This is a genomic window from Streptomyces sp. SCSIO ZS0520 (genome assembly GCF_025643355.1).
GTDB classification, from domain to species: Bacteria; Actinomycetota; Actinomycetes; order Streptomycetales; family Streptomycetaceae; genus Streptomyces; species Streptomyces physcomitrii.
In genome coordinates this window covers 5,563,654-5,584,099 of the sequence record NZ_CP092644.1, presented here as the reverse complement: position 1 = coordinate 5,584,099, position 20,446 = coordinate 5,563,654, and the positions used below count along the sequence as shown (strand labels likewise).

General features: G+C 72.7%; 13 protein-coding genes. 7 read left to right on the top strand and 6 right to left on the bottom strand.

Annotated features, from left to right (window positions below; all coding sequences use genetic code 11):
* Positions 1 to 6: 6 nt before the first annotated feature.
* A complete protein-coding gene (locus MID12_RS22250) occupies positions 7 to 1,926 on the bottom strand; it encodes an AMP-dependent synthetase/ligase (protein ID WP_040253366.1) in 1,920 nt (639 codons plus the stop codon).
* A gap of 243 nt (positions 1,927 to 2,169) precedes the next feature.
* Positions 2,170 to 2,853: a TetR/AcrR family transcriptional regulator gene (locus tag MID12_RS22245; RefSeq protein WP_052482539.1), complete on the bottom strand. Its 684-nt coding sequence runs from the start codon at positions 2,851 to 2,853 to the stop codon at positions 2,170 to 2,172.
* 117 nt (positions 2,854 to 2,970) lie between these two features.
* Here MID12_RS22245 and MID12_RS22240 point away from each other — a divergent pair, with 117 nt between their 5' ends.
* The 4 genes from MID12_RS22240 to MID12_RS22225 all read left to right on the top strand — a co-directional run bounded on the left by MID12_RS22240 (position 2,971) and on the right by MID12_RS22225 (position 6,726).
* Positions 2,971 to 3,432, top strand: a complete 462-nt coding sequence (locus MID12_RS22240; protein WP_040253361.1) for an SCP2 sterol-binding domain-containing protein — start codon at positions 2,971 to 2,973, stop codon at positions 3,430 to 3,432.
* Positions 3,433 to 3,435: 3 nt separating this feature from the next.
* Entirely contained in the window at positions 3,436 to 4,647 is a 1,212-nt protein-coding gene (locus MID12_RS22235; protein WP_040253357.1) for an acyl-CoA dehydrogenase family protein, read from the top strand.
* Positions 4,648 to 4,888: 241 nt separating this feature from the next.
* Complete coding sequence (locus tag MID12_RS22230) at positions 4,889 to 5,605, top strand: RNA polymerase sigma factor (RefSeq protein WP_263170225.1); 717 nt, start codon at positions 4,889 to 4,891, stop codon at positions 5,603 to 5,605.
* Positions 5,602 to 6,726, top strand: a complete 1,125-nt coding sequence (locus tag MID12_RS22225) for a CU044_5270 family protein (protein WP_263170222.1) — start codon at positions 5,602 to 5,604, stop codon at positions 6,724 to 6,726. Before MID12_RS22230 ends, MID12_RS22225 begins: the two co-directional genes overlap by 4 nt.
* A gap of 336 nt (positions 6,727 to 7,062) precedes the next feature.
* Here MID12_RS22225 and MID12_RS22220 read toward each other — a convergent pair whose 3' ends face one another.
* Positions 7,063 to 8,001, bottom strand: coding sequence for an SGNH/GDSL hydrolase family protein (locus MID12_RS22220; RefSeq protein WP_411577075.1), 939 nt, complete (start codon positions 7,999 to 8,001; stop codon positions 7,063 to 7,065).
* A gap of 732 nt (positions 8,002 to 8,733) precedes the next feature.
* On the opposite strand from MID12_RS22220, the gene MID12_RS22215 reads away from it, so the two are divergent.
* From MID12_RS22215 to MID12_RS22205, 3 genes are all read left to right on the top strand, one after another.
* Positions 8,734 to 9,948, top strand: coding sequence for a PucR family transcriptional regulator (locus MID12_RS22215; protein ID WP_052482538.1), 1,215 nt, complete (start codon positions 8,734 to 8,736; stop codon positions 9,946 to 9,948).
* Positions 9,949 to 10,108: 160 nt separating this feature from the next.
* The gene (locus MID12_RS22210; RefSeq protein ID WP_263170216.1) at positions 10,109 to 10,567 is read left to right on the top strand and encodes a lamin tail domain-containing protein; all 459 of its coding nucleotides are present in this window, start codon (positions 10,109 to 10,111) and stop codon (positions 10,565 to 10,567) included.
* A 490-nt stretch (positions 10,568 to 11,057) separates the two neighbouring features.
* Positions 11,058 to 14,282: a glycoside hydrolase family 2 TIM barrel-domain containing protein gene (locus MID12_RS22205; protein ID WP_263170214.1), complete on the top strand. Its 3,225-nt coding sequence runs from the start codon at positions 11,058 to 11,060 to the stop codon at positions 14,280 to 14,282.
* Positions 14,283 to 14,656: 374 nt separating this feature from the next.
* Here MID12_RS22205 and MID12_RS22200 read toward each other — a convergent pair whose 3' ends face one another.
* From MID12_RS22200 to MID12_RS22190, 3 genes are all read right to left on the bottom strand, one after another.
* Positions 14,657 to 16,294, bottom strand: a complete 1,638-nt coding sequence (locus MID12_RS22200) for a vWA domain-containing protein (RefSeq protein ID WP_263170213.1) — start codon at positions 16,292 to 16,294, stop codon at positions 14,657 to 14,659.
* Positions 16,295 to 16,641: 347 nt separating this feature from the next.
* Complete coding sequence (locus MID12_RS22195; RefSeq protein ID WP_263170210.1) at positions 16,642 to 17,505, bottom strand: ABC transporter permease; 864 nt, start codon at positions 17,503 to 17,505, stop codon at positions 16,642 to 16,644.
* Positions 17,502 to 20,210: an alpha/beta fold hydrolase gene (locus MID12_RS22190; protein ID WP_263170208.1), complete on the bottom strand. Its 2,709-nt coding sequence runs from the start codon at positions 20,208 to 20,210 to the stop codon at positions 17,502 to 17,504. Before MID12_RS22190 ends, MID12_RS22195 begins: the two co-directional genes overlap by 4 nt.
* Between the last annotated feature and the right edge of the window lie 236 nt (positions 20,211 to 20,446).

The following is a 20,446-nucleotide window of genomic DNA, read 5'->3' as shown; positions in this document are numbered from 1 at the left end:
CCCGGCTCAGCCACCGTAGAGCGCCTCGATCTCGTCCGCGTAGGCGGCGACGATGGCATGGCGCTTGATCTTGAGGGAGGGGGTCAGCATGCCGTTCTCCTCCGTGAACTCCGCCGGGACCAGGGTGAATTTGCGGATGGACTCGGCGCGGGAGACGGCCTCGTTGGCGTAGTCGACGGCCCTTTGGACGTCGGCGATCATCTCGGCGTCGCGGACCACCTCCGCCAGCGGGGTGTCCTTGGGCCGCTTGCGCACCGACAGCCAGTGCTGGACGGCGTCGGCCTCCAGGGTGATGACCGCCGAGACGAAGGAGCGGTTGTCGCCGACGACGATGCACTGCCCGACCGGCGGACGGCTGCGCAGCCGGTCCTCCAGGACGGCCGGGGAGACGTTCTTGCCGCCGGAGGTGACGATGATGTCCTTCTTGCGGCCGGTGATCGTCAGATAGCCCTGGTCGTCGAGCGCGCCCAGGTCGCCGGTGGAGAACCACTGGTCCTCCAGTACGGCGTCACTGGCCGCGGGGTTGTTCCAGTAGGACTGGAAGACGGTGCCGCCCTTGATCAGCACCTCGCCGTCGTCCGCGATCCGGATCGCGGAGCCCGGGATGGGCTGGCCGACGGTGCCGATCCGGGGCTCCAGCGGCGGGGAGAGGGTGACGCCGCCGCAGGTCTCGGTGAGTCCGTAGCCCTCGTAGATCACGATCCCGGCGGCGTAGAAGAAGAGGCTGAGGCGGCGGTCGAGCGGGGAGCCGCCGCTGATGGCGTAGCTGAGCTTGCCGCCGAGCTCCTTGCGGATGCGGCGGTAGACGAGCAGGTCGTAGAGGCCGTGCGCGAGCTTCAGCTTCAGGCTCGGGCCCTTGCCGGTGCCGAGGAACTGCGCGAGGTGCGCCTCGCCGTAGTCGACGGCGATGCGGTCGGCGCGTTCGAAGGAGGCGCCGCGGCCGATCTTCTCCGCGGTGGCCCGCCCGGTGTCGTGGATCTTCTCGAAGAGATAGGGCACGCCGACCACGAACGTCGGCTGGAACGCCTGGAGTTCGGGGCGCAGTTCGTCCGGCTTGATGCTCGGGCAGTGGCCGACCTCGATCCGCGCGTACAGGCAGGCGATCTGCAGGGTGCGGCCGAGGATGTGCGCGAGCGGCAGGAAGAGCAGCGTGGACGCCTCGGTCCCCGCGACCTCCTTGAAGACCGGCAGCATCAGCTCGATGGAGTTGCCCGCGCCCGCGAAGATGTTGGCGTGGGTGAGGGCGCAGCCCTTGGGGCGCCCGGTGGTGCCGGAGGTGTAGCAGAGGGTGGCGATGTCCGCGCCGGTCAGCGCGGTGCGGCGCTCGGTGACCTCCTCGTCGGCGACGCCCGCGCCGAGGCCGACGATGTCCGCGAGGCCGCCCGCGTCCAGCTCCCAGATCCTCGGCGGCTCGGGGTGCTCCTCGCAGCCCTCCTTCACGGTGGCGACGTTCTCGGCGCTCTCGGCGATCACGTAGCGGGCGCCGGAGTCGCGCACGATCCACTCGATCTGGCCGGGCGAGGAGGTGGCGTAGATCGGCACGGACTGCCCGCCCGCGGCCCAGATCGCGAAGTCGAGCACGCACCATTCGTAGCGGGTGCGGGACATCACGGCGACCCGGCCGCCGGGTTCCAGGCCCGCCGCGATCAGGCCCTTCGCGGTGGCCGTCACCTCGCGTGCGAACTGCGCGGAGGTCACCGGCCGCCAGGCCCCGCCCTCCTTGCGCCGGATCACCACGGCGTCCGGGGCCTCGGCGGCGTTCACGTACGGGATGTCGGGGACGCCGGCGCCGGGGGCCGGGGGCACCAGGTCCTCGGCGTGCGCCTCCCGCACCACGCCGTTCTCGTCGCGGGTCAGCCGCAGCTTCACCCGGGTCGCGAGATCGGGGCGCTTCTGTGCGGTCTTCAGGTCCTTGCGAACGCCCATGGCGGCTCCCCGGGTACGTGGCCTGCGGTGCGCCGACCGCCGAACACAGCCCGCGCTTACTTACTCCAGAGTCAACTTACTCACGCGTAAGCAAAATTCAATGGTGCGGACACAACGAGATGGCTCACGGTCACGCGCGGAAAGTGAGTGGATTCCGTACGTGAGACGGCCGCGGACCCTCCGCGTCCGGGCGGGCGCCTTCCGTAGCCGCCCAGGGTGCCACCCGGAGGGCGGGAGGGGGACTCAGCCCTCGCCGCGGACCGGGGACGGCGCCCAGGTCTCGCCCTCCAGGACATGACTCATACCCACCCAGACCATGTTCATCAGGCGCAGCGCGATGCCCTCCGGGGACTGGTTCGGGTGGCGGTCCATCCAGTCGGTGAGCGAATCGGCGGCGCCGACCAGGGCGTGCGCGACGAAGTCGGCGTCCTCGTCGCCGAGTTGGACCTTTCCGTCCGCCTCCGCGATGCCGTGCCGGACCAGTCCCGCCACCTGCGCCATGACCGCGCGGCGGGCCTCGGCGACCGCGGCGGCGATGGCCTCGCTCAGCTCGGAGGCCTGGCGGTGCAGCACCACCCAGCTGTCGCGGCTCCCGGCGACGAAGCCGAAGAAGGCGACGAGCGCGGCGTGCAGCCGCCGCTCGGGGGTGCCGCCGCCGCGCGCCGCCTCCTGGAAGGCGGCCATCAGGCGGTCCGCCTCGCGGCGCAGGCAGGCGAGGAAGAGGCCCTCCTTGGAGTCGAGGTAGAGGTAGACCATCGGCTTGGAGATGCCCGCGAGTTCGGCGATCTCGTCGACGGAGGCGGCGTGGTACCCGCGCTTGGCGAACACCTGGATCGCCACGTCGATGATCTGCTGCTCCCGGACCTCCCGCGGCACACGCCGCCGCTGCCCCCTCTGCGCCGAGGCCCTGCCCTTTTCTTCGCTCACCCTTGCCAGCCTACCCAGCCCGCCTTATCTTACTCCGTAGTAAGTTTACTCAGAAGTAAGAACCCCGGAAGCAAGCCTCAGCAACAAGCAGTGAGAACCTGAAGGGCAGGGACTTCGATGGCCGACGGCATCGGCGCACTGGCCGAACTCGACTTCGCGACGGTGACTCCCGAGGAGTTCGCGAAGATCGTGAAGAAGCTCTCCACCAAGGAGATCAACCAACTCGCGCAGGACGGTGAGCTGCGCGACCGCGTACTCGCAGAGGTCTTCGGCCGCATGGGCCGGCAGTTCAAGCCGGAGACCGCGGGCTCCCTGAAGGCGCTGGTCCGGTGGAAGATCACCGGCATCGAGGAGAAGGTCTACGAGACCGACATCGACAACGGCAGCTGCCAGGTCCGCGAGGGCCGCACCGAGGCCGAGCCGCGCGTGACGATCATCCTCGGCGACGCCGAGTTCCTGAAGCTCGCCTCCGGCAACGCCAGCCCGGTCACCCTCTTCATGATGCGCAAGCTGAAGATCGCGGGCGACGTCGGCTTCGCCTCAGGACTGACCCGCTACTTCGACATCCCGAAGGCCTGAGCCATGCCCTACTCCTTCGAACTCACCGAAGAACAGCAGGACTTGAAGGAATGGGTGCACGGCTTCGCCAAGGACGTCGTCCGCCCCGCCGCCTCCGAGTGGGACGAGCGCGAGGAGACGCCCTGGCCCGTCATCCAGGAGGCCGCGAAGATCGGCCTGTACGGATTCGAGTCGCTGGCCGACCTCTTCGGCGACCCCTCGGGCATCTCCCTGCAGATCGCCAACGAGGAGCTGTTCTGGGGCGACGCCGGAATCGGCATGGCCCTCTTCGGCACCTCGCTCGCGGTGGCCGGGATCTTCTCCGCCGGGACGCCGGACCAGCTCGCCGAGTGGGTCCCGCAGTGCTTCGGCGACGAGGACGACCCGAAGCTGGCCGCCTTCTGCGTCTCCGAGCCGGGGGCCGGTTCCGACGTCTCGGGCATGCGCACCCGCGCCCGCTACGACGAGGCGAAGGACGAGTGGGTGCTCAACGGCCAGAAGGCCTGGATCACCAACGGCGGCATCGCCAACATCCATGTGGTGGTCGCCTCGGTCGACCCCGGACTCGGCGCCCGCGGCCAGGCCGCCTTCCTGGTACCGCCGAACACGCCCGGCCTGGACGGCTCCAAGAAGATCAAGAAGCTCGGCCTGCGCGCCTCGCACACCGCCGAGGTCTTCCTGGACGACGTACGGGTCCCGGGCAGCTGCCTGCTCGGCGGGAAGGAGAGGCTCGACGCCCGCCTCGCCCGCGCCCGCGAGGGCACCAGGTCCGCGGGCCAGGCGGCCATGGCCACCTTCGAGGTCAGCCGCCCGACCGTGGGCGCCCAGGCGCTCGGCATCGCCCGGGCCGCCTACGAGTACGCCCTCGCATACGCCGGTGACCGCGAGGCCTTCGGCCGCCCGATCATCGAGAACCAGGCCATCGCCTTCGCCCTGGCCGATATGCGCACCGAGATCGAGGCCAGCCGCCTGCTGATCTGGCAGGCCGCCTGGATGGCCCGCAACGGCAAGACCTTCGATGCGGGCCAGGGCTCCATGTCCAAGCTCCGCGCCGGTGAACTCGCCGTCTCCGCAACGGAGAAGGCCGTCCAGATCCTCGGCGGCGCGGGCTACAGCCGCGAACACCCGGTGGAGCGCATGTACCGCGACTCCAAGATCTACACGATCTTCGAGGGCACCAGCGAGATCCAGCGGCTGGTGATCGCCCGGGCCATTTCGGGGCGGCACATCCGGTAACCGCCGCCAGCCATCCGGTACTCCGGTGCCGGTCCGGCGACCACCGGGCTCCCTCGCCGGGCCCCGACGCCCCTTCTCCGTACAGCCTTTCGCGCGGTACGGGGAAGGGGCGCTCTGCCGTCGCCCCGGGGCACCGCCCGCCGATGCCACGGGACCACCTCCGTACGTGACCCACCTCACCGGAACTCCCCTCCCCCCGCCGACAGGTCCGGGTATGAGGTGGAGGCGAGGATGAGGCGCGATGAGTGAGGGACTGCGGGGGCGGGTGCGGGCCGGAGAGCGGGGGGCTTTCGCAGAGGTCTACGAGGCCTACGCGAAGGCCGTGTACAACCATGCCTACCGGCTGACCGGGGACTGGTCCGTCGCCGAGGAGGTGATGGGCGACACCTTTCTGGAGGCCTGGCGCAGCAGGGAGCAACTGGAGCCGGACGGCGGCACCTTGAAGCCCTGGCTGTTCGGGATCGCGACCAACAAGGCGCGCAACGCCAACCGCGGCATCGGCCGGCGGCTGGCCTTCCTCTCCCGCCGCCCCGCACCCGAACCGGTGGCGGACTTCGCCGAGGAGACGGCCGGGCGGATCGACGACGCCCGCCAACTCGCCGCCGTACAGCAGGCGTTCGGTCGGCTGCGGCGCCCGGAGCGCGAGGTCCTGGCGCTGTGCGTGTGGTCCGGCATGGACTACGCACAGGCCGCGGCGGCACTCGGCGTCCCGGTCGGCACCGTACGGTCGCGGCTCTCACGCGCCCGCGCCCGTCTGCGGCGGCTCACGGACGGGGAGTTGGCGAAGAGCGAGCGGGTGAACCAGGGGCCGGAGCAGAGCGGGCGGGAGAAGCGGGAAGGGAGAGACGGCCGGAAAGTCGGCATAAGTACGGAACCGGTGCGGCGTCGTGGAGAGGTGAAGGGTGAGGCCGCGTTCGCGGCCCTTCCCTTTCAGGAGATGCAGGAGGGATCCCGATGAACGCCTCAGGCTCCGGGCCCGGCAGGGACGAACTGGCCCGGCTCGCAAGGCTGTTGCCGCCGCCGGCGGAACGGGATGTGCCTTCTGGTCCCTACCTTCACCACAAGGACCGCTTGATGACTCTCATCGACATCGATGACGAAGCTGCCCGGAGCCAGAGCCGGAGCCAGAGCCAGAGCCGGAGCCGGGGCGGAGGCCGCGTGCCGGCCGGGGCCGGGGCCCGTGCCACCGCTGCCGGGCTCCTCGGCCGGGTCCGCGGACGGCTCCCGCGCCCGGCGCTGTGGATGCCCGCGACGGCGCTCGCGCTCGCCGGAGCCGTGGTCTTCGGCCTTGCCGGAGGCGGGAGTTCGGGCGGTGGCGCGGACTCCGGCACCGAGGCCGGGCGCCAGGGCGGGGCGGACAACGCCGTCGTCCTCCTGGACCAGATCGCCGCGGTCGCCGCGAAGTCGCCGGCCACACCGGTCCGCGACGACCAGTTGGTGTACGTGAAGAGCCTGACGGCGGGGGCCGAGGGCGGACCGGACGGGGTGTTCACGCCGGGGAAGCTGCACCCCCGCGAGGTGTGGATGTCGCAGCGGCCGGGGCCGGTGAAGAGGCTGGGCGTGATCTACGAGGAGGGGGAGTACGTGCCGCTGCGCGAGCTGCTCCCGCCCGGTTCGCCCGGGGTCCCGGCGGGCGCGTACCGGCCCACGTACCGGTGGCTCTCCTCACTGCCCACCGAACCGGGCGCGCTGCTCAGGGAGTTGTACCGGATCACGAAGCCGGAGGAGGGCAGGGAGAAGGCGCAGACCGTCTTCGAGCAGATCGGCGAACTCCTTGACGACACCGTGATGCCGCCCCGCAATGCCGCCGCGCTCTACAAGGCCGCCGCGCGGATCCCCGGCGTCACGAAGATCGAGGACGCGGTCGACCCGGCCGGGCGGCACGGAGTGGCCGTCTCCCGTACCGACAAGCGGGCCTCTGTCGCCACCGAGTGGGTCTTCGATCGGGACAGCCTCGCCTACCTCGGTGAGCGCAGCTATCTCACCGAGGACACCCGGGCGGGCGAGAAGGGCACGGTCATGGAGGAGACCGCCGTCCTCCGGCGCGCCATCGTGGACGAGTACCGGCAGCGGCCGTAACCGACGTCTGTAGTCGGCGCCCGTAGTCGACGTCAGAAGTCGGCATCAGAAGTCGGCGTCCGTAGTCGGCGTCCGTAGTCGGCGTGTAGTCGGGCGTCCCGCAAGCGGGCCCGGAACAGGGGCAGTTGGCCGCGTGCGCGGGTCTCCCCCACCGGTCTCCCGGGCCGATGGCGACGGGGCCGCTCGGGCCCCTCCCGGCAGCTGCGCGGGCCCCTCCCTGCCGTGAAGGCGGGGAGGGGCCCGGGGCATGCGGGGGGGGGAAGCGAGAGGGGCAGCTGATGACGCTCCATCAGTTTCAGGCGGGCCAGTGCCGGTTGGAGTCCGCCCCGGTCTCGGTCAGCCCCGGTTCGTCCGCAGGGCCGTGTCCGTCGCGGAGGCCATCGCCTGCTGGCCGGTCGCGTTCGGGTGGACGGGGATGAAGTTGCTGCCGAAGAGCACCGGTTCGACCCAGCGGGTCTTGGCGGGGGCGCAGGCGTCGTGGCCGTCCGAGGCCTCGGCGAGGTCGACGAAGGTACTGCCGGTCTCCCGGGCGGCGCGGGCCACGGCCTCGTTGAGGTGGGTCTGGAGGGAGCGCATATAGGGGACGTCGCCCTCGGCGATCGGCATCTTGGCGAAGCAGCCCTTCACCGGCTGCTCGGGCATGATCCACGGGTAGCCGAGCACCACGACCCGGGCGGCGGGTGCCTTCGCCTTGATCTTCTCCAGCGAGGCCTTGAGGGCGGGGTAGGTGTCCCGGTCGATCTGCTCCTCGTAGCTGCTGCCGTGCTTGTCCTTGCACGGGCTGCCCTTCCCGCCGGAGCCGAGCCCGGCCGTGCCGCAGGCGAGGATCGAGCCGAGGAAGACGTTGTTGTCGTTGCCGCCCAGGGTCAGCGTGACCAGGTCGGTTTCGCCGCCCAGCGCGTCGAGCTGCGGGGCGACACCCGGGTACTGCGACTTCTCCAGGTGCTTCGTCTCCGCCAGGGCGCAGCTGACGTCCTTGAGCCGGGCGTCCAGGGCGCCCGCGAGCAGCCGCGGGTAGTTCTTGCCGGACTGCGCGCACAGCAGGGGCGCGCCCGGGGCCAGCGGCAGGATGCCCGCACCGGCGCTGTAACTGTCGCCGAGCGCGACGTAGTCGGCTCCCTGGGCTGCCACCGCGGGGTGCGCGGCCCGGTCGGACCCGGCTGCGGCGGGCGGCTGTCCGGCACCGCCGGACCGCGCCGAGGCGGGCACGGCCAGCGACAGCGCGGCAGCGGCGGCCGCTCCGGCGAGGAGGCCTCGCCGGATGTTCCGGGGCAGGCGGGATGCCTCGTCGGCGGTGGGGCGGGAGGCGTGGCGGGGCGAGTGACCGGGCGTGGGGTGGGGCGTGTTCCGGGTCATGGGGTGGTCTTCTCCTCCTGGACCCTCGGGGGTCCAACGGCTCTGGGGGGCGGCGGATCGACGGTTCTCGGAGCAGTGGTCTCGGGAGCGGCGGTCCTGGGATGACTGGTCCTGGGATCAGTAGTCCCGGGATCAGTGGTCCTGGGATCAGTGCTCCTGAGACCGCCGGTCCTGGGATCCGGAGTCCTGGGATCGGCGACCCTGGGACCGGCAATCCCGGGATCCGGAGTTCTCGGACCGACAACCCCAGGCCCCGCGATCCCGGGACCAGCAGCCCTCGGACCGGCAGTCCTTGGACCGACAGCCCTCGGACCGGCAATCCCGAGACCGGCAATCCCCGGAACAGCAGTCCTCTGCCCGGGGATCACCGGATCCGCAGTGCGTCCCAGGATGGGGAAGACGGCGGTACGGAATCTTGGACGCGGCCCACAGTTCCCGGGGCTTGCCGTGGTGGCCCGCCACAACGCCCGCCCGAACGACATCCCGGCCCGCCACCGCCGGTATGCGCGGCCGTCCCCGCCACGGCTCCCGCCCCGGCCCGCTGTCCTCCCGTACAGAATCCGGGCGGTCCGTCTGTCCGCGCGGACAACAGGCCCGCCCCCACGGCATCCGCCGCTCCCCCGCGCCCGGGCCGGTCGGTAGCCTGCCGCCATGAGCCGCCCTCCCGCACCGCCGCCGGAGATCGCGCCGGTGGCGACCGCACTCCTGGAACGCGCCCCGCACCTGGGCACCCGGATGGCCCGCCGCATCCGTGCCGAGGTGGACTACTACGGCAGCGAGGAGCGTGTCCCCTTCGGGGAGCTGTCCGCGTCCTGTTGCCGCAACACCCGTCTGGTGTTCGGGCAGTTGGCGGACTCGGGCCTGACCGAGGACCTGGCCCCGGCGCACGACACCGGACGCGAACGGGCCCGGCAGGGCGCGCCGCTCGGCGAGTTGCTGCACGCCTACCGCGTGGGCTCGCAGTTCCTGTGGTCGGAGCTGACGAGCGCGGCGCGCGGGGCGGGCGAGGTCAGCTCCGAGACCGTGGTGGCGCTCGCCGCCTGGTGGGTGAACGAAGGACTGGCCGCCGCGGCGAGCGACGCCTACCGGCAGGCCGCCGCGCAGTTGCTGCTCCAGCGCGAACGGGCCAGGGCGGCGCTGGTGGAGGCCCTGTTCACCGGCCTGCTCACCGACCGGACCACCCTCTGGGAGGCGGCCACCACGCTGGGCCTGCCCGCGGAGGGGACCTTCCTGGTGGTCGCCGCCGAGGTCCCGGCGCCCGGCCGGGAGGCGCTCCCCGGGTTCGAGGCCCGGCTCAGCGGCGAGCAGACCCGCTCGGCCTGGCGGCTGATGCCCGACCTGCAGACCGGCGTGGTCGCCCTGCGCGGCGCGGGCGGCGAGGAGGACGTGGTGCGCCTCGCCCGGCTGTACGCGGACGCCCGGGTCGGGATCAGCCCGCCCTTCGGCAGCCTGCGGGAGACGCCGCGGGCGCTGCGCCTCGCCCGGCTGGCACTCGCCGGGCTGCCCGGCGGCAGCGCGGGAGTCGCCCGCTTCGACGACAGCGTGCTCGCCCCGCTCGTCGCGGCGGCGCCGGAGGAGGCGGGCCGGATCGCCACCGCGGTCCTCGGCCGGGTCCTGGCCGTGGAGCCCGCGGAGCGCGCCCGCCTGCTCGGCACCCTGGAGCACTGGTACGCGGCGGGCGGCTCGGTGCCCCGCGCGGCGAAGCGGCTCTACTGCCACCCCAACACCGTGCGCTACCGGCTGCGCCGCCTCCAGGAGCTGACCGGCCGCTCCCTCCAGGACCCCCGGGTGGCGGCCGAACTCGCCGTGGCGCTCCAGGCCTTGCGGCAACTGCCGGACGAGAAGGAGCCCGGGGAGGGCGCGTAGGCGTACGGATGCGGCGTAGGGACACCAGGGGCGCGGCGGGTGGCCTCGCGTACGGGGAGGAGCTTTCCGCGAAGTGAAGAAAATGTGACGGCGGCGTGCATAATCTGAGGTGTCGCCGGGCCTCAACTGGGGGGTGCCCGGCCCGATTCCAAGGACACGCATGTCTCGTACACGCATACGCCTCACCGCAGCCGCCTCCGTCGGCACCGCCGCGCTCGGCCTGGCCCTGCTGCCCGCTCCCGCCGAGGCCGCGGGCTCGGTCCACCTGTACAAGATCTACTACGACAGCCCGGGCAAGGACACCCGCAGCAACGGGAGCCTCAACGGCGAGTACGTGCAGATCCGGAACACCACCTCGGCCTCGGTCAGCCTCAAGGGCTGGACGGTCACCGACTCCTCCCGGCACAGCTACACCTTCGGCAGCTACACGCTCGGCAAGGGCAAGACCGTCACCGTGCGCACCGGCAAGGGCAGCAACACCTCGGCCACCCGCTACCAGGGCCGGGCGGCCTACGTCTGGAACAACGACAAGGACACCGCGACCCTGAAGAAGTCGAGCGGCGCCAAGGTCGACAGCTGCGCGTACAACTCCTCGCGGGTCGACTACAAGAAGTGCTGACGCCTCATCAGCAATGGTCAGGAGAAGGCGACTTCGACGGCTCGTCCGTCTCCTGCACCAGCCGCGGCCGACGCGCGTGCGCGTCGGCCGCGGCCTGCCGCCGGGCCCCGCACGGAGGTGGGGGAAGGGGGCCCGACGGCGACTCGGGGCGGGGCGTGCTCCTGGGACCCGGGATGCCGAGGCGGCCGCGGACCGCGGTTCCGCCCGGGAAGGGGGTTCCCTCCCGGAAGAGGGTGAACGGAGGCCGTCCGTTCCCTGAACGGCGGAAGTTTCTCCGCTCCGGGACGGCAAGGGCACGAAACCCAACACCCGTGCCAGCCAGCCGAGTTGACGAGAAGCGAGCCGATTCCCGCAGAACCGAGCGGGAACGCACAGCAGGTGGCGGACCTTAAGGGATTTTCGGCCACAGCCCTGGCGTATTTCATCTTGTTCCCCGAACAGCAGCTGTCCGACTCTGGTTGTTCTTGTCGCCTTCTGTTCGGAGACCGGGATGAGCGCATCAGGACCCAGCCGCCGCCGCATACTGACCGCCGGAGCCGCCCTGACCGGATGGGCCGCCTTCGCCGCGCAGAAACAGGCCTTCGCCGCGGGCGCGGGCCGCCCGGGGAACGGCCCCGCCGCCGCCCGGAGCGCGCCGGGCGGGGAGTGGAACGCCGACCCGGAGGTCTTCCAGGTCAACCGGGAGCCCGCCCGGGCCCGCCTCGTCCCCTTCGCCTCGGCCGCCGAGGCACTGCGCGGCAGGCTCACGGACTCGCCGTACTACCGCTCGCTGAACGGGAGTTGGCGCTTCCACTGGGCGAAGAACCCGGCGGCGCGCCCCGAGGGCTTCGCCGCCCCGGAGTACGACGACAGCGGCTGGGACCGGATCCCGGTGCCGTCGAACTGGGAGCTGCACGGGTACGAGATGCCGATCTACCTCAATGTGCCCTATCCCTGGACCGGCTTCGAGAAGCCCGAATTCCCGGACGTGCCACAGGAGTTCAACCCGGTCGGCTCCTACCGGCGCACCTTCACCGTCCCCGGCGACTGGGACGGGCGGCGCACCCTGCTCTCCTTCCAGGGCGTGAAGTCGGCCTTCTTCGTCTGGGTCAACGGCGAGCGGGTGGGCTACAGCGAGGACAGCTACACGCCCGCCGAGTTCGAGGTGAGCGCGTATCTGCGGCCCGGGAAGAACTCCCTGGCGGTGGAGGTCTACCGCTGGTCGGACGGGAGTTGGCTGGAGGACCAGGACATGATCGACCTGTCCGGGATCTTCCGCGACGTCTACCTCTACTCGGTGCCGCGCACCCACGTACGGGACCTCTTCGTCCGCACCTCCTTCCCCGGCGGCGACTTCGGCCGGGCCCGCCTGGACGTCACCGCGGCGGTACGCGGACCGGCGGGAGCGCGCGGGACGCACACGGTCCGGGTCCAACTGCACGACGCGGCGGGCCGACCTGTCTTCGACCCGCCGCTGAGCGCCGAGGTCCCCTTCGGCGAGGGCGGCGACGGCGGCGAGGGCGGCACGGAGGTGGAGCTGCACGGCGAGGTGCGGGCGCCCCGGCTCTGGTCCGCCGAACGACCCGACCTCTACACCCTGGTCCTCAGCCTGGAGGTGGACGGCAAGGCGAGCGATGTCCACCGCACCCGGATCGGATTCCGCGAAGTCGACTGCGGTCCCGGCCGGTTCACCGTCAACGGCGAGCCGGTGATGCTGCGCGGCGTCAACCGGCACGAGACCGACCCCGACCACGGCCAGGCGGTACCCGAGTCGCGGATGCGCGAGGACATCCGCCTGATGAAGCAGCACAACGTCAACGCCGTCCGCACCTCCCACTACCCCAACAACCCGCGCTGGCTTGAGCTCTGCGACGAGTACGGCCTCTACGTCATCGGCGAGACCAACCTGGAGACCCACGAGGTGCGCGACCGGCTGCCCGGCTCGCTGGCCGAGTGGCGGGCCGCCTGCATGGACCGGATCCGCTCCATGGTCGAGCGGGACAAGAACCACGCCTGCGTGATCGCCTGGTCCCTCGGCAACGAGGCCGGCGGCGGCGACACCTTCCGCGCCATGGCCGACTGGGCCCGCGCCCGCGACTCCACCCGCCCGATCCACTACGAGGGCATGAACGAGGTCGCCGACATGTACAGCATGATGTACAGCACCCCGGCGACCGTCGAGGAGTACGGCAGGTCCGGCAACCCCGTCCCGCACATCCTGTGCGAGTACGCGCACGCCATGGGCAACTCCACCGGCAACCTGCGCGAGTACGGGGAGATCTTCGACCGCTACCCGAACCTGCACGGCGGCTTCGTCTGGGAGTGGGTGGAGCACTCGGTGCGCCTGCCGGTCCCCGGCGACCCGCGGCACAGCTACTTCTCCTACGGCGGCGACTGGCACCCGACCTACCCCAGCGACGGCAACTTCTGCGCCGACGGACTGGTACGCGCCGACCGGCATCCGCACCCCGGGCTCCTGGAGGTCAAGCAGGTCTACAGCCCCGTGGCGCTCGGCGCGGGCGAGGGGGACGGCGAGATGGCGGTCCGCAACAAGCACCTCTTCTCCACCCTCGCCGCCTACACCCTGAGGTGGAGTGTCACGGTGGACGGCACCGAGACGCAGAGCGGAACCGCCCCGGCGCCGAAGGCCGGTCCCGGACAGGAGGCGCGGGTACGACTGCCCGTACGGAAGCCCGCCGAGCCGGCGCCCGGGGCCGAGTACCTGCTCACGGTGCGCGTGGTGCTGACGGAGGCGACGCCCTGGGCGGAGGCCGGGCACGAGGTCTGCGCCGGGCAGTTCGCGCTCGACTGGCGGGTGCCCGCGCCCGCCGCACCGCGGCCCGCCGAAGTGCCCCCGCTCCGACTCGACCGTGCCGGACGCCGGGTGAAGGTCAGCGGCCGCTCCTTCGAACTCGTCCTCGACGAGAGCACCGGCACCCTCTCCTCCTACCGCGCGGGCGGGCGGCTGCTGCTCTCCGAGGGCCCGGTGCCGCACTTCTGGCGGGCGCCGACCGACAACGACATCGGCCGCGGCTTCGAGAAGGAGGCCCGCACCTGGCGCGAGGCGGGCGCCCGGCGGAAGGTGACCTCCGTCGAGGTCTCCCGGCCCGCGCCGGGCGAGGTCCGTATCGAGGTCACCGCAAAACTGCCGACCGAGCCGGAGCCCGCCACCTGGCAGACAGTCTTCCGGGTGTTCGGAGACGGCTCGGTACGGGTCCGCCACCACCTCGACGCCCCCGCGAAGCTGCCCGAAATCCCCTTGATCGGGGCCCTGTTGACCGTCCCCGAGGGCTTCGAACGGCTCGAATGGTACGGCCGCGGACCGCACGAGAACTACGCCGACCGCAAGGCCGCCGCCCTCGTCGGCCGCTACCGCGCCACCGTGGACGACCGCTTCACCGCCTACACCCGCCCGCAGGAGACCGGCAACACCACGGACGTCCGCAGCCTCCGCCTCACCGACCGCTCCGGTACGGGTCTCCTGATCCACGCCGACCCCGAGGGCGACGAACCCCTCCTGGAGACGAGCGCCCTGCACTACACCGCCCTCGACCTGGACGGCCCCCGCCACCCGTACGAACTGAAACGGCGCGGCGAAACCCTGCTGGCCGTCAACCACCGCCAGACCGGCGTGGGCGGCAACGACTCGTGGGGGGCACCGCCGCTGGACGCGTATCGGCTGCGGGCGGGGCGGGGTTATGCGTATGGGTATCGGGTGGTGGGGGTTCGGGGGTGAGGGGTGGTGAGGTGAGGGGTGGTGAGGTGAGGGGTGGGTGGCCGTGGTCAAGTGCCGCCAGGGTGCCGCCCCCCAGCTCGCGGGGCGGGGCTCGTGACTTGTGGTTCTGGGGCGTAGGAACCACGGGTGGGGCTGACGGCTGACGGCTGACGAACCGAAGGTGACGGGTGACATGTGACGGATAACGGATGACGGATATTGATATCTGTCATCCGTCATCTGCTACCTGTCACATGTCACCCGCCCCCGGCCACCAGCCACCAGCCACCAGCCACCAGCCACCAGCCACCAGCCACCAGCCGATCGTCAGCCACCGCCCCGCCCCGCACCCCCACTCACCCACTCACTCCCCACCCCCCTCACCTCACCGCACCTCACCGCAACTCCCCCTCCTCCCCACCGCTCCCCGGCCGCCGGCTGGGCCCCCGTTCCCGTAGCTCGGCGGCCTTGTCCAGGGTCTCGGCGAGGTCGTCCACCGCCCTGTCGCCCGAGCTGTCCGCCAACTCCTCCGCCTGCTCCGCGAGTTCGGCGAGGGACGGGGTGGCCGGAAGGGTCTCCCAGCGGTCGTCGCGGCCGCGCAGGGCGTCGGCGAAGTAGGCGGCGACGGCGGTGGTCCGCAGGCCGGTGTCCGCCTCGTCGAGGTCCTCGGCCAGGTCACCGGAGTCGAGGCGGCCGGAGGTCTCGTGCGGCTTGCGGTCGTCGGGGTCGAGCCAGCGGACCGTCGCCTTGGCGAGACCGCCCTCGGCACCCTGCTTCAGGCGTACCGCGTACAGCGCCGTCACCGTGTGGCCGGGGCCGACCTCGCCGCCGTCGACGCGGTCGTCGCGGAAGTCCTCGTCGGCGACCTGCCGGTTGTCGTAGCCGATCAGACGGAAGGCGCGCACCGTGTCCCGGTCGAAGGCGACCTGGGCCTTGGCGTCGCGGGCGCGCAGGCCGACGTTGGCGGGCAGTTGCTCGGTGAACAGGGCCCGGGCCTCCTCGCGTTCGGAGACATAGGTGGTGTGCCCGTCGCCCTTGTCGGCGAGGCGTTCCATCAGGGCGTCCCCGTACTGGCTGCCGACGCCGACCCCGAAGAGGGTGATGCCGTGCTCGCGGCGCTCCTCCTCGATCCGGTCGAGGATGTCGTCGGCGTCGGTCTCCCCGGTGTTGGCGAGGGCGTCGGACAGGAGCACCACCCGGTTCGTCGCCCCCTTGCGGCGACCGTCGGCGGCGGTGTCGTATCCGGTGCTGACGCCCGCCTCCAGATTGGTCGAACTGGTCGGCTCCAGCTCCTCGATGCGGTCGCGCACCCGGTCGCGGTTGCCGTCGAGCCGGGTCATCGGCAGGATCTCCTCGGCCTCCTCGCTGAAGGCGACGATCGCCATCGAGTCCTCGTCGCGCAGCCCGCCCGCCGCCGACTCCAGGGCGTCCCGTACGAGATCGAGCCGACCGGGCTCCGCCATCGAACCGGAGACGTCGACGACGAAGGTCAGCGCGGCGGGCGGCCGTTCGTCCCGCGGCACCGAGCGGGTCGCGAGGCCCACCCGGACCAGGGACCAGTCGCCGCCGGTGCGCGCGCCGTCGACGGTGACCGCGAAGCCGTCGCCGCCGGGCTGCCGGTACTCCTGCCGGAAGCTGTTGACGAACTCCTCCGGCCGTACGGTCTCCGGGTCCGGCAGCGCCCCGTCCTCGATGGAGCGGCGGGCGAAGCCGTAGGAGGCGGTGTCCACGTCGAGGGCGAAGGTGGACAGGTAGTCGGCCCCGGGCCGCTTCGAGGGCTCCTCGTCCCGCTCGCCCTCCCGCTTGTCCGTGTCCTGCGCGCCGCCCGGCGCGAAGGGCGCGGCGCTGCGCGCGGGCGCCCCTCCGGCGGCGTCCTCCCGTGCGGCTCCCGACCTGTCGCCGGACGAGCCGCCGTCGCTCGTACATCCCGTGAGCAGCAGCGCGCCCGCGGTCCCCACCGCGATCAGCGCGCCGACCGGCCCCGGCCGCCGCCTCCATCGATCCCGCCCGCGCGTCCCGGTCTGCGTGTGCATCCCGCCCCCTCTTCCTTCTCCCGGTTCCGTCCTCGTCCCGGCGGTGTCGGGAACGGGCGGGGCGGGGCGCGGTCGCCCGTACTGCCCCGCCCGGCCCTCCGCCGGATGGTGAGCGCGGTACCGCGCTCACTACTCCGACGCGGCAGGGACCCGTTTCGCTCGGCCGGAAGTGTTGCGAGCCGGTCACAAGGCGGCCACGGGGCAGGAGACTTGAGGGGGGAGGTCCGGGAGCTGGGGCGGGACGGGGCGCGGTCCGCCCCGTAGCCGCGGACGGGAGGCGGACCACCCGGCGGCCGCTCGGACCCGGGCCCCGCCCGACTGCGTACCCCGCCCGGGAACTCAGCCCCTCACGACACCACGTCCTTCCCCCGGAACCCCCGGAAGGCCAGCGCCACCAGCACCACCGCGTACGTCACGGAGAGGGCGGTGCCCTGGATCATGCCGCCCCATTCGGGCTGGGGCTGGAGGGCGTCGGCCCAGGCGAACTGCCAGTGGGCGGGGAGGAAGTCGCGCCAGTCGCCGAGGGCGGTGACGGCGTCGAGGACGTTGCCGAGGATGGTCAGGCCGACCGCGCCGCCGACCGCGCCGAGCGGGGCGTCGGTGCGGGTGGAGAGCCAGAACGCGAGCCCGGCGGTGACGAGTTGGGAGGCGAAGACATAGCCGGTGACGATCGTCAGGCGCTGCAGGGCCGTACCGGCGGGCAGGGCGCCGCCGGTCGGGATCTCCAGCGGGCCCCAGCCGTAGGCGAGGCTGCCCACGGCGAGGGCGAGCAGCGGGAGCAGCACGATCGCGGCGAGGCTCAGGCCGAGGGCGACGGTGAGCTTGGAGACCAGCAGCCGGGCCCGGGGCACGGGGGCCGCGAGCAGATACCGCAGCGAGGACCAGCCCGCCTCGGAGGCCACGGTGTCCCCGCAGAAGAGCGCCACCGGGATGACCAGGAGGAAGCCCGCGGAGACGAAGAGGCAGGTCGCCGCGAAGTTCGCTCCGGAGGCGGTGGCCGTGTCCATCAGGCTGACCCGGCCGTTCCTGCCGCCCGGTTCGCCGCCCACCGCGAAGGCGAGCAGCAGCACGAAGGGCAGCAGGGCGAGCACGGCGCCCATCACCAGGGTGCGGCGGCGCCGCAGCTGCCGGGCGAGTTCGACGCGCAGCGGCAGGGTGCGCAGCGGACGGTAGCCGGGGGCCACCTCGGGGGGTGCGGCCGGGGCGCTCACGCGCTGCCTCCGATCAGGGTCAGGAAGGCGTCCTCAAGGCGGCGGTGCGGGCCGAGGGATTCCACCGGCACCTCCAGGCGTACGAGTTCGGTCAGCAGCCGGGAGGCGCCGGTGGTGCCGTCGAGCTGGACGAGGAGCCCGCCGTCGGTGCGGACGGCGGAGCGGACGCCGGGCAGGGCGGCGATCTTGTGCACCATCGGCTCCGGCACCTCGGTGGCGGTGCCCACCAGGAGCTGTTCGCCGCTGCCGGTGATCTCGGCGACCGGGCCCGCCTGGACGAGGGCGCCGCGGTCCATCACCACCAGGTGGGTGCAGGACTGCTCGACCTCGGCGAGCAGATGGCTGGAGACGATGACGGTGCGCCCGGCGGCGGCGTACCGGATCATCACCTCGCGCATCTCGCGGATCTGCGGCGGGTCGAGTCCGTTGGTGGGCTCGTCCAGGATCAGCAGGTCGGGCAGGCCGAGCATGGCCTGGGCGAGGGCGAGCCGCTGCCGCATGCCCTGGGAGTAGGTGCGCACGGCGCGGTCGAGGGCGCTGCCCAGACCGGCGATCTCCAGGGCCTGGGCGGTGTGCGCGCCCTCGGCGGGGCGGCCGGTGGCCCGCCAGTACAGGTCGAGGTTGGCCCGGCCCGTCAGGTGCGGCAGGAAGCCGGAGCCCTCCACGAAGGCGCCGACGCGGGAGAGCACCGGGGCGCCGGGCCGGATGGCGTGGCCGAAGACGCGGATCTCGCCCTCGTCGGGGCGGATGAGGCCCATCAGCATCCGCAGGGTGGTGGTCTTGCCCGCGCCGTTGGGCCCGAGCAGGCCGAGCACCTGCCCCTTCTCCACCCGGAAGGACAGCTCGCGCACCGCGTACCGGTCCGCCGACTTGGCGTACCGCTTGCTCAAATTGCTTATCTCCAGCGGGACTTCGGCGAGGGCCGGGTCCGGCGGCGGGGTCGCCGTGGTGCGGCGGCGGCCGGTGAGCAGCAGGCCGAGGGCGAGCAGGGCGCCGCCGAGCGGCAGCCACCACACCCAGGAGGGCAGCGGGGCGGCGGCGGTGTCCACGGCGGGCGCGGTGGGCACCCGCAGCGGGCCCTTGAGGGTGGCGCGGTAGGCGGCGGGCTCGGCGGGCGAGGCGTAGCCGAGGTCGGTGCTGGCGAGGACCAGGCGCAGGCGGTGACCCTTGCGCAGCTCGTGGTCGACGGCGGGCAGGGTGAGCTCGGCCTCCTTGCCGCCGCCGCTGCCGGTGCCCTTCACCCGCACCGGGGCGACCAGGTTGGAGGGGAGCACCTCGCTGGTGCCGTCGCTGCCGACGTCGTAGACCTTGCCGAAGAGCACCATGTCCGCGCTGCTGGACTTCAGCTGGACGCGCACCGTGGGCGCGCCGGTGATCCGCAGATCGCGGCGGAGCGGCGCGGAGTCGAAGCGGGCGTGCTGGCCGGGGAAGTCGAAGGAGATGCCGCGACCGAAGGAGGAGAGCTGGGAGAGCGCGGTGCCCCCGCCTTCCTCTCCTGCGCCGCCGCCCGGCCCGCCGAGTCCGGGCAGGCCGGAGATGGCGGGCGGGCTGCCGCCCGCCGGGTTCTCGAAGTGCCGGGTGCCGCCGCCGAGTTCGACGTCCCGGCGGCGGTTGCCGAGCCCCGGGTACGCCTCGGCGTCGGCGCCGCGCAGGGTGGCGGCGCCGTCGGTGGAGTCCACGCCCCCGGTGCGGGTGACGCGGAAGGCGGGTCCGGTGTCGGTGCCCTTCTCCTCCTTCAGGTACCGGTCGAACCAGTCGGTGACGCGGCCCGCTATCCGCGCGGTCTCCATGGCGCCGCCGTCGTGGCCGCCCGCGATCCAGTCGACGTCGACGGGGGCGCCGTTGGCGCGGATGGCCCGCGCCGCCTCGTCGGCCTGGCCGAGCGGGAAGAGCGAGTCGTTCTGCCCCTGGAAGAAGAGGGTCGGTACGTCGATCCGCTTGCCGACGGCGGCCGGGCTGCGCGCCTCCAGGAGCCGCCTGGCCGCCTCGTCGGGCACGCCCGTGCGCGCCACCCGCTGGTACATCCGGCACAGCTCGGGCTCGAAGCGGGCGCAGCCGCCGCCGGTGTTGAGGAAGAGGCCCGCCCAGGTCTTCTTGAACACGCCGTTCGGGAAGAGGGCTTCGGCCAGGCTCCAGTAGGTGATCGAGGGCGCGATCGCGTCCACCCGCTTGTCGTACCCGGCGGAGAGCAGCGAGACCGCGCCCCCGTACGAGGCGCCGGTGACGCCGACCCGCGGGTCGCCCTTGCCGTCGAGCCGCACCTCGGGCCGCGCGGCGAGCCAGTCGACGAGCCGGGAGACGTCGGCGACCTCCGCCTTCGGGTCGTTGAGGCCGATCCGCCCGCCCGAGTCGCCGAAGCCGCGGGCGGACCAGGTCAGCACGGCGTATCCCGCGCGGGCGAGCTTCTCGGCCTGGCCGCGGACGTCGTCCTTGCTGCCGCCGAAGCCGTGGGTGAGCAGGACGGCCGGGCGGCGGCCGCCACCGGAGGTGAAGTAGGAGGTGTCGATCCTGGTGCCGCCCGAGTCCAGTACGCGGTCGCTGCGGTGCACGGGCGGCGCCTCGTCGGAGGCGACGGCACGGAAGGTGCCGGCCCCGGCGAGCACGGCCACGGCGGCCCCGGCGGCGAGCCACCGGCGGGGCGTGCGCAGGGCAGGCCGGAGCCCGCCGCGCAGCGCGGCCCGCAGCTCGGGCAGTCTCAGATCCATGCGCCCCACCGTACGGGCGCCCGCCGACAGTCGCGGCGCCCGCTGGTCGGAACCCCCGCGCCTCCCCGGGGAGTAGAGGCCCCGGCCGCCCTGCACCCCCTGCGGTACGCGGCCGCCCGGATCCCCTCCCTGAGCGCCTTGTGCGCCGTGCACGCCCCCTGCCGCGCGCCCGGGCTCGCGCCGCCCGCGCCCCGCCTCCTCCGTGGCGCATCCCACACCCGCCGTACGTGGTAGGA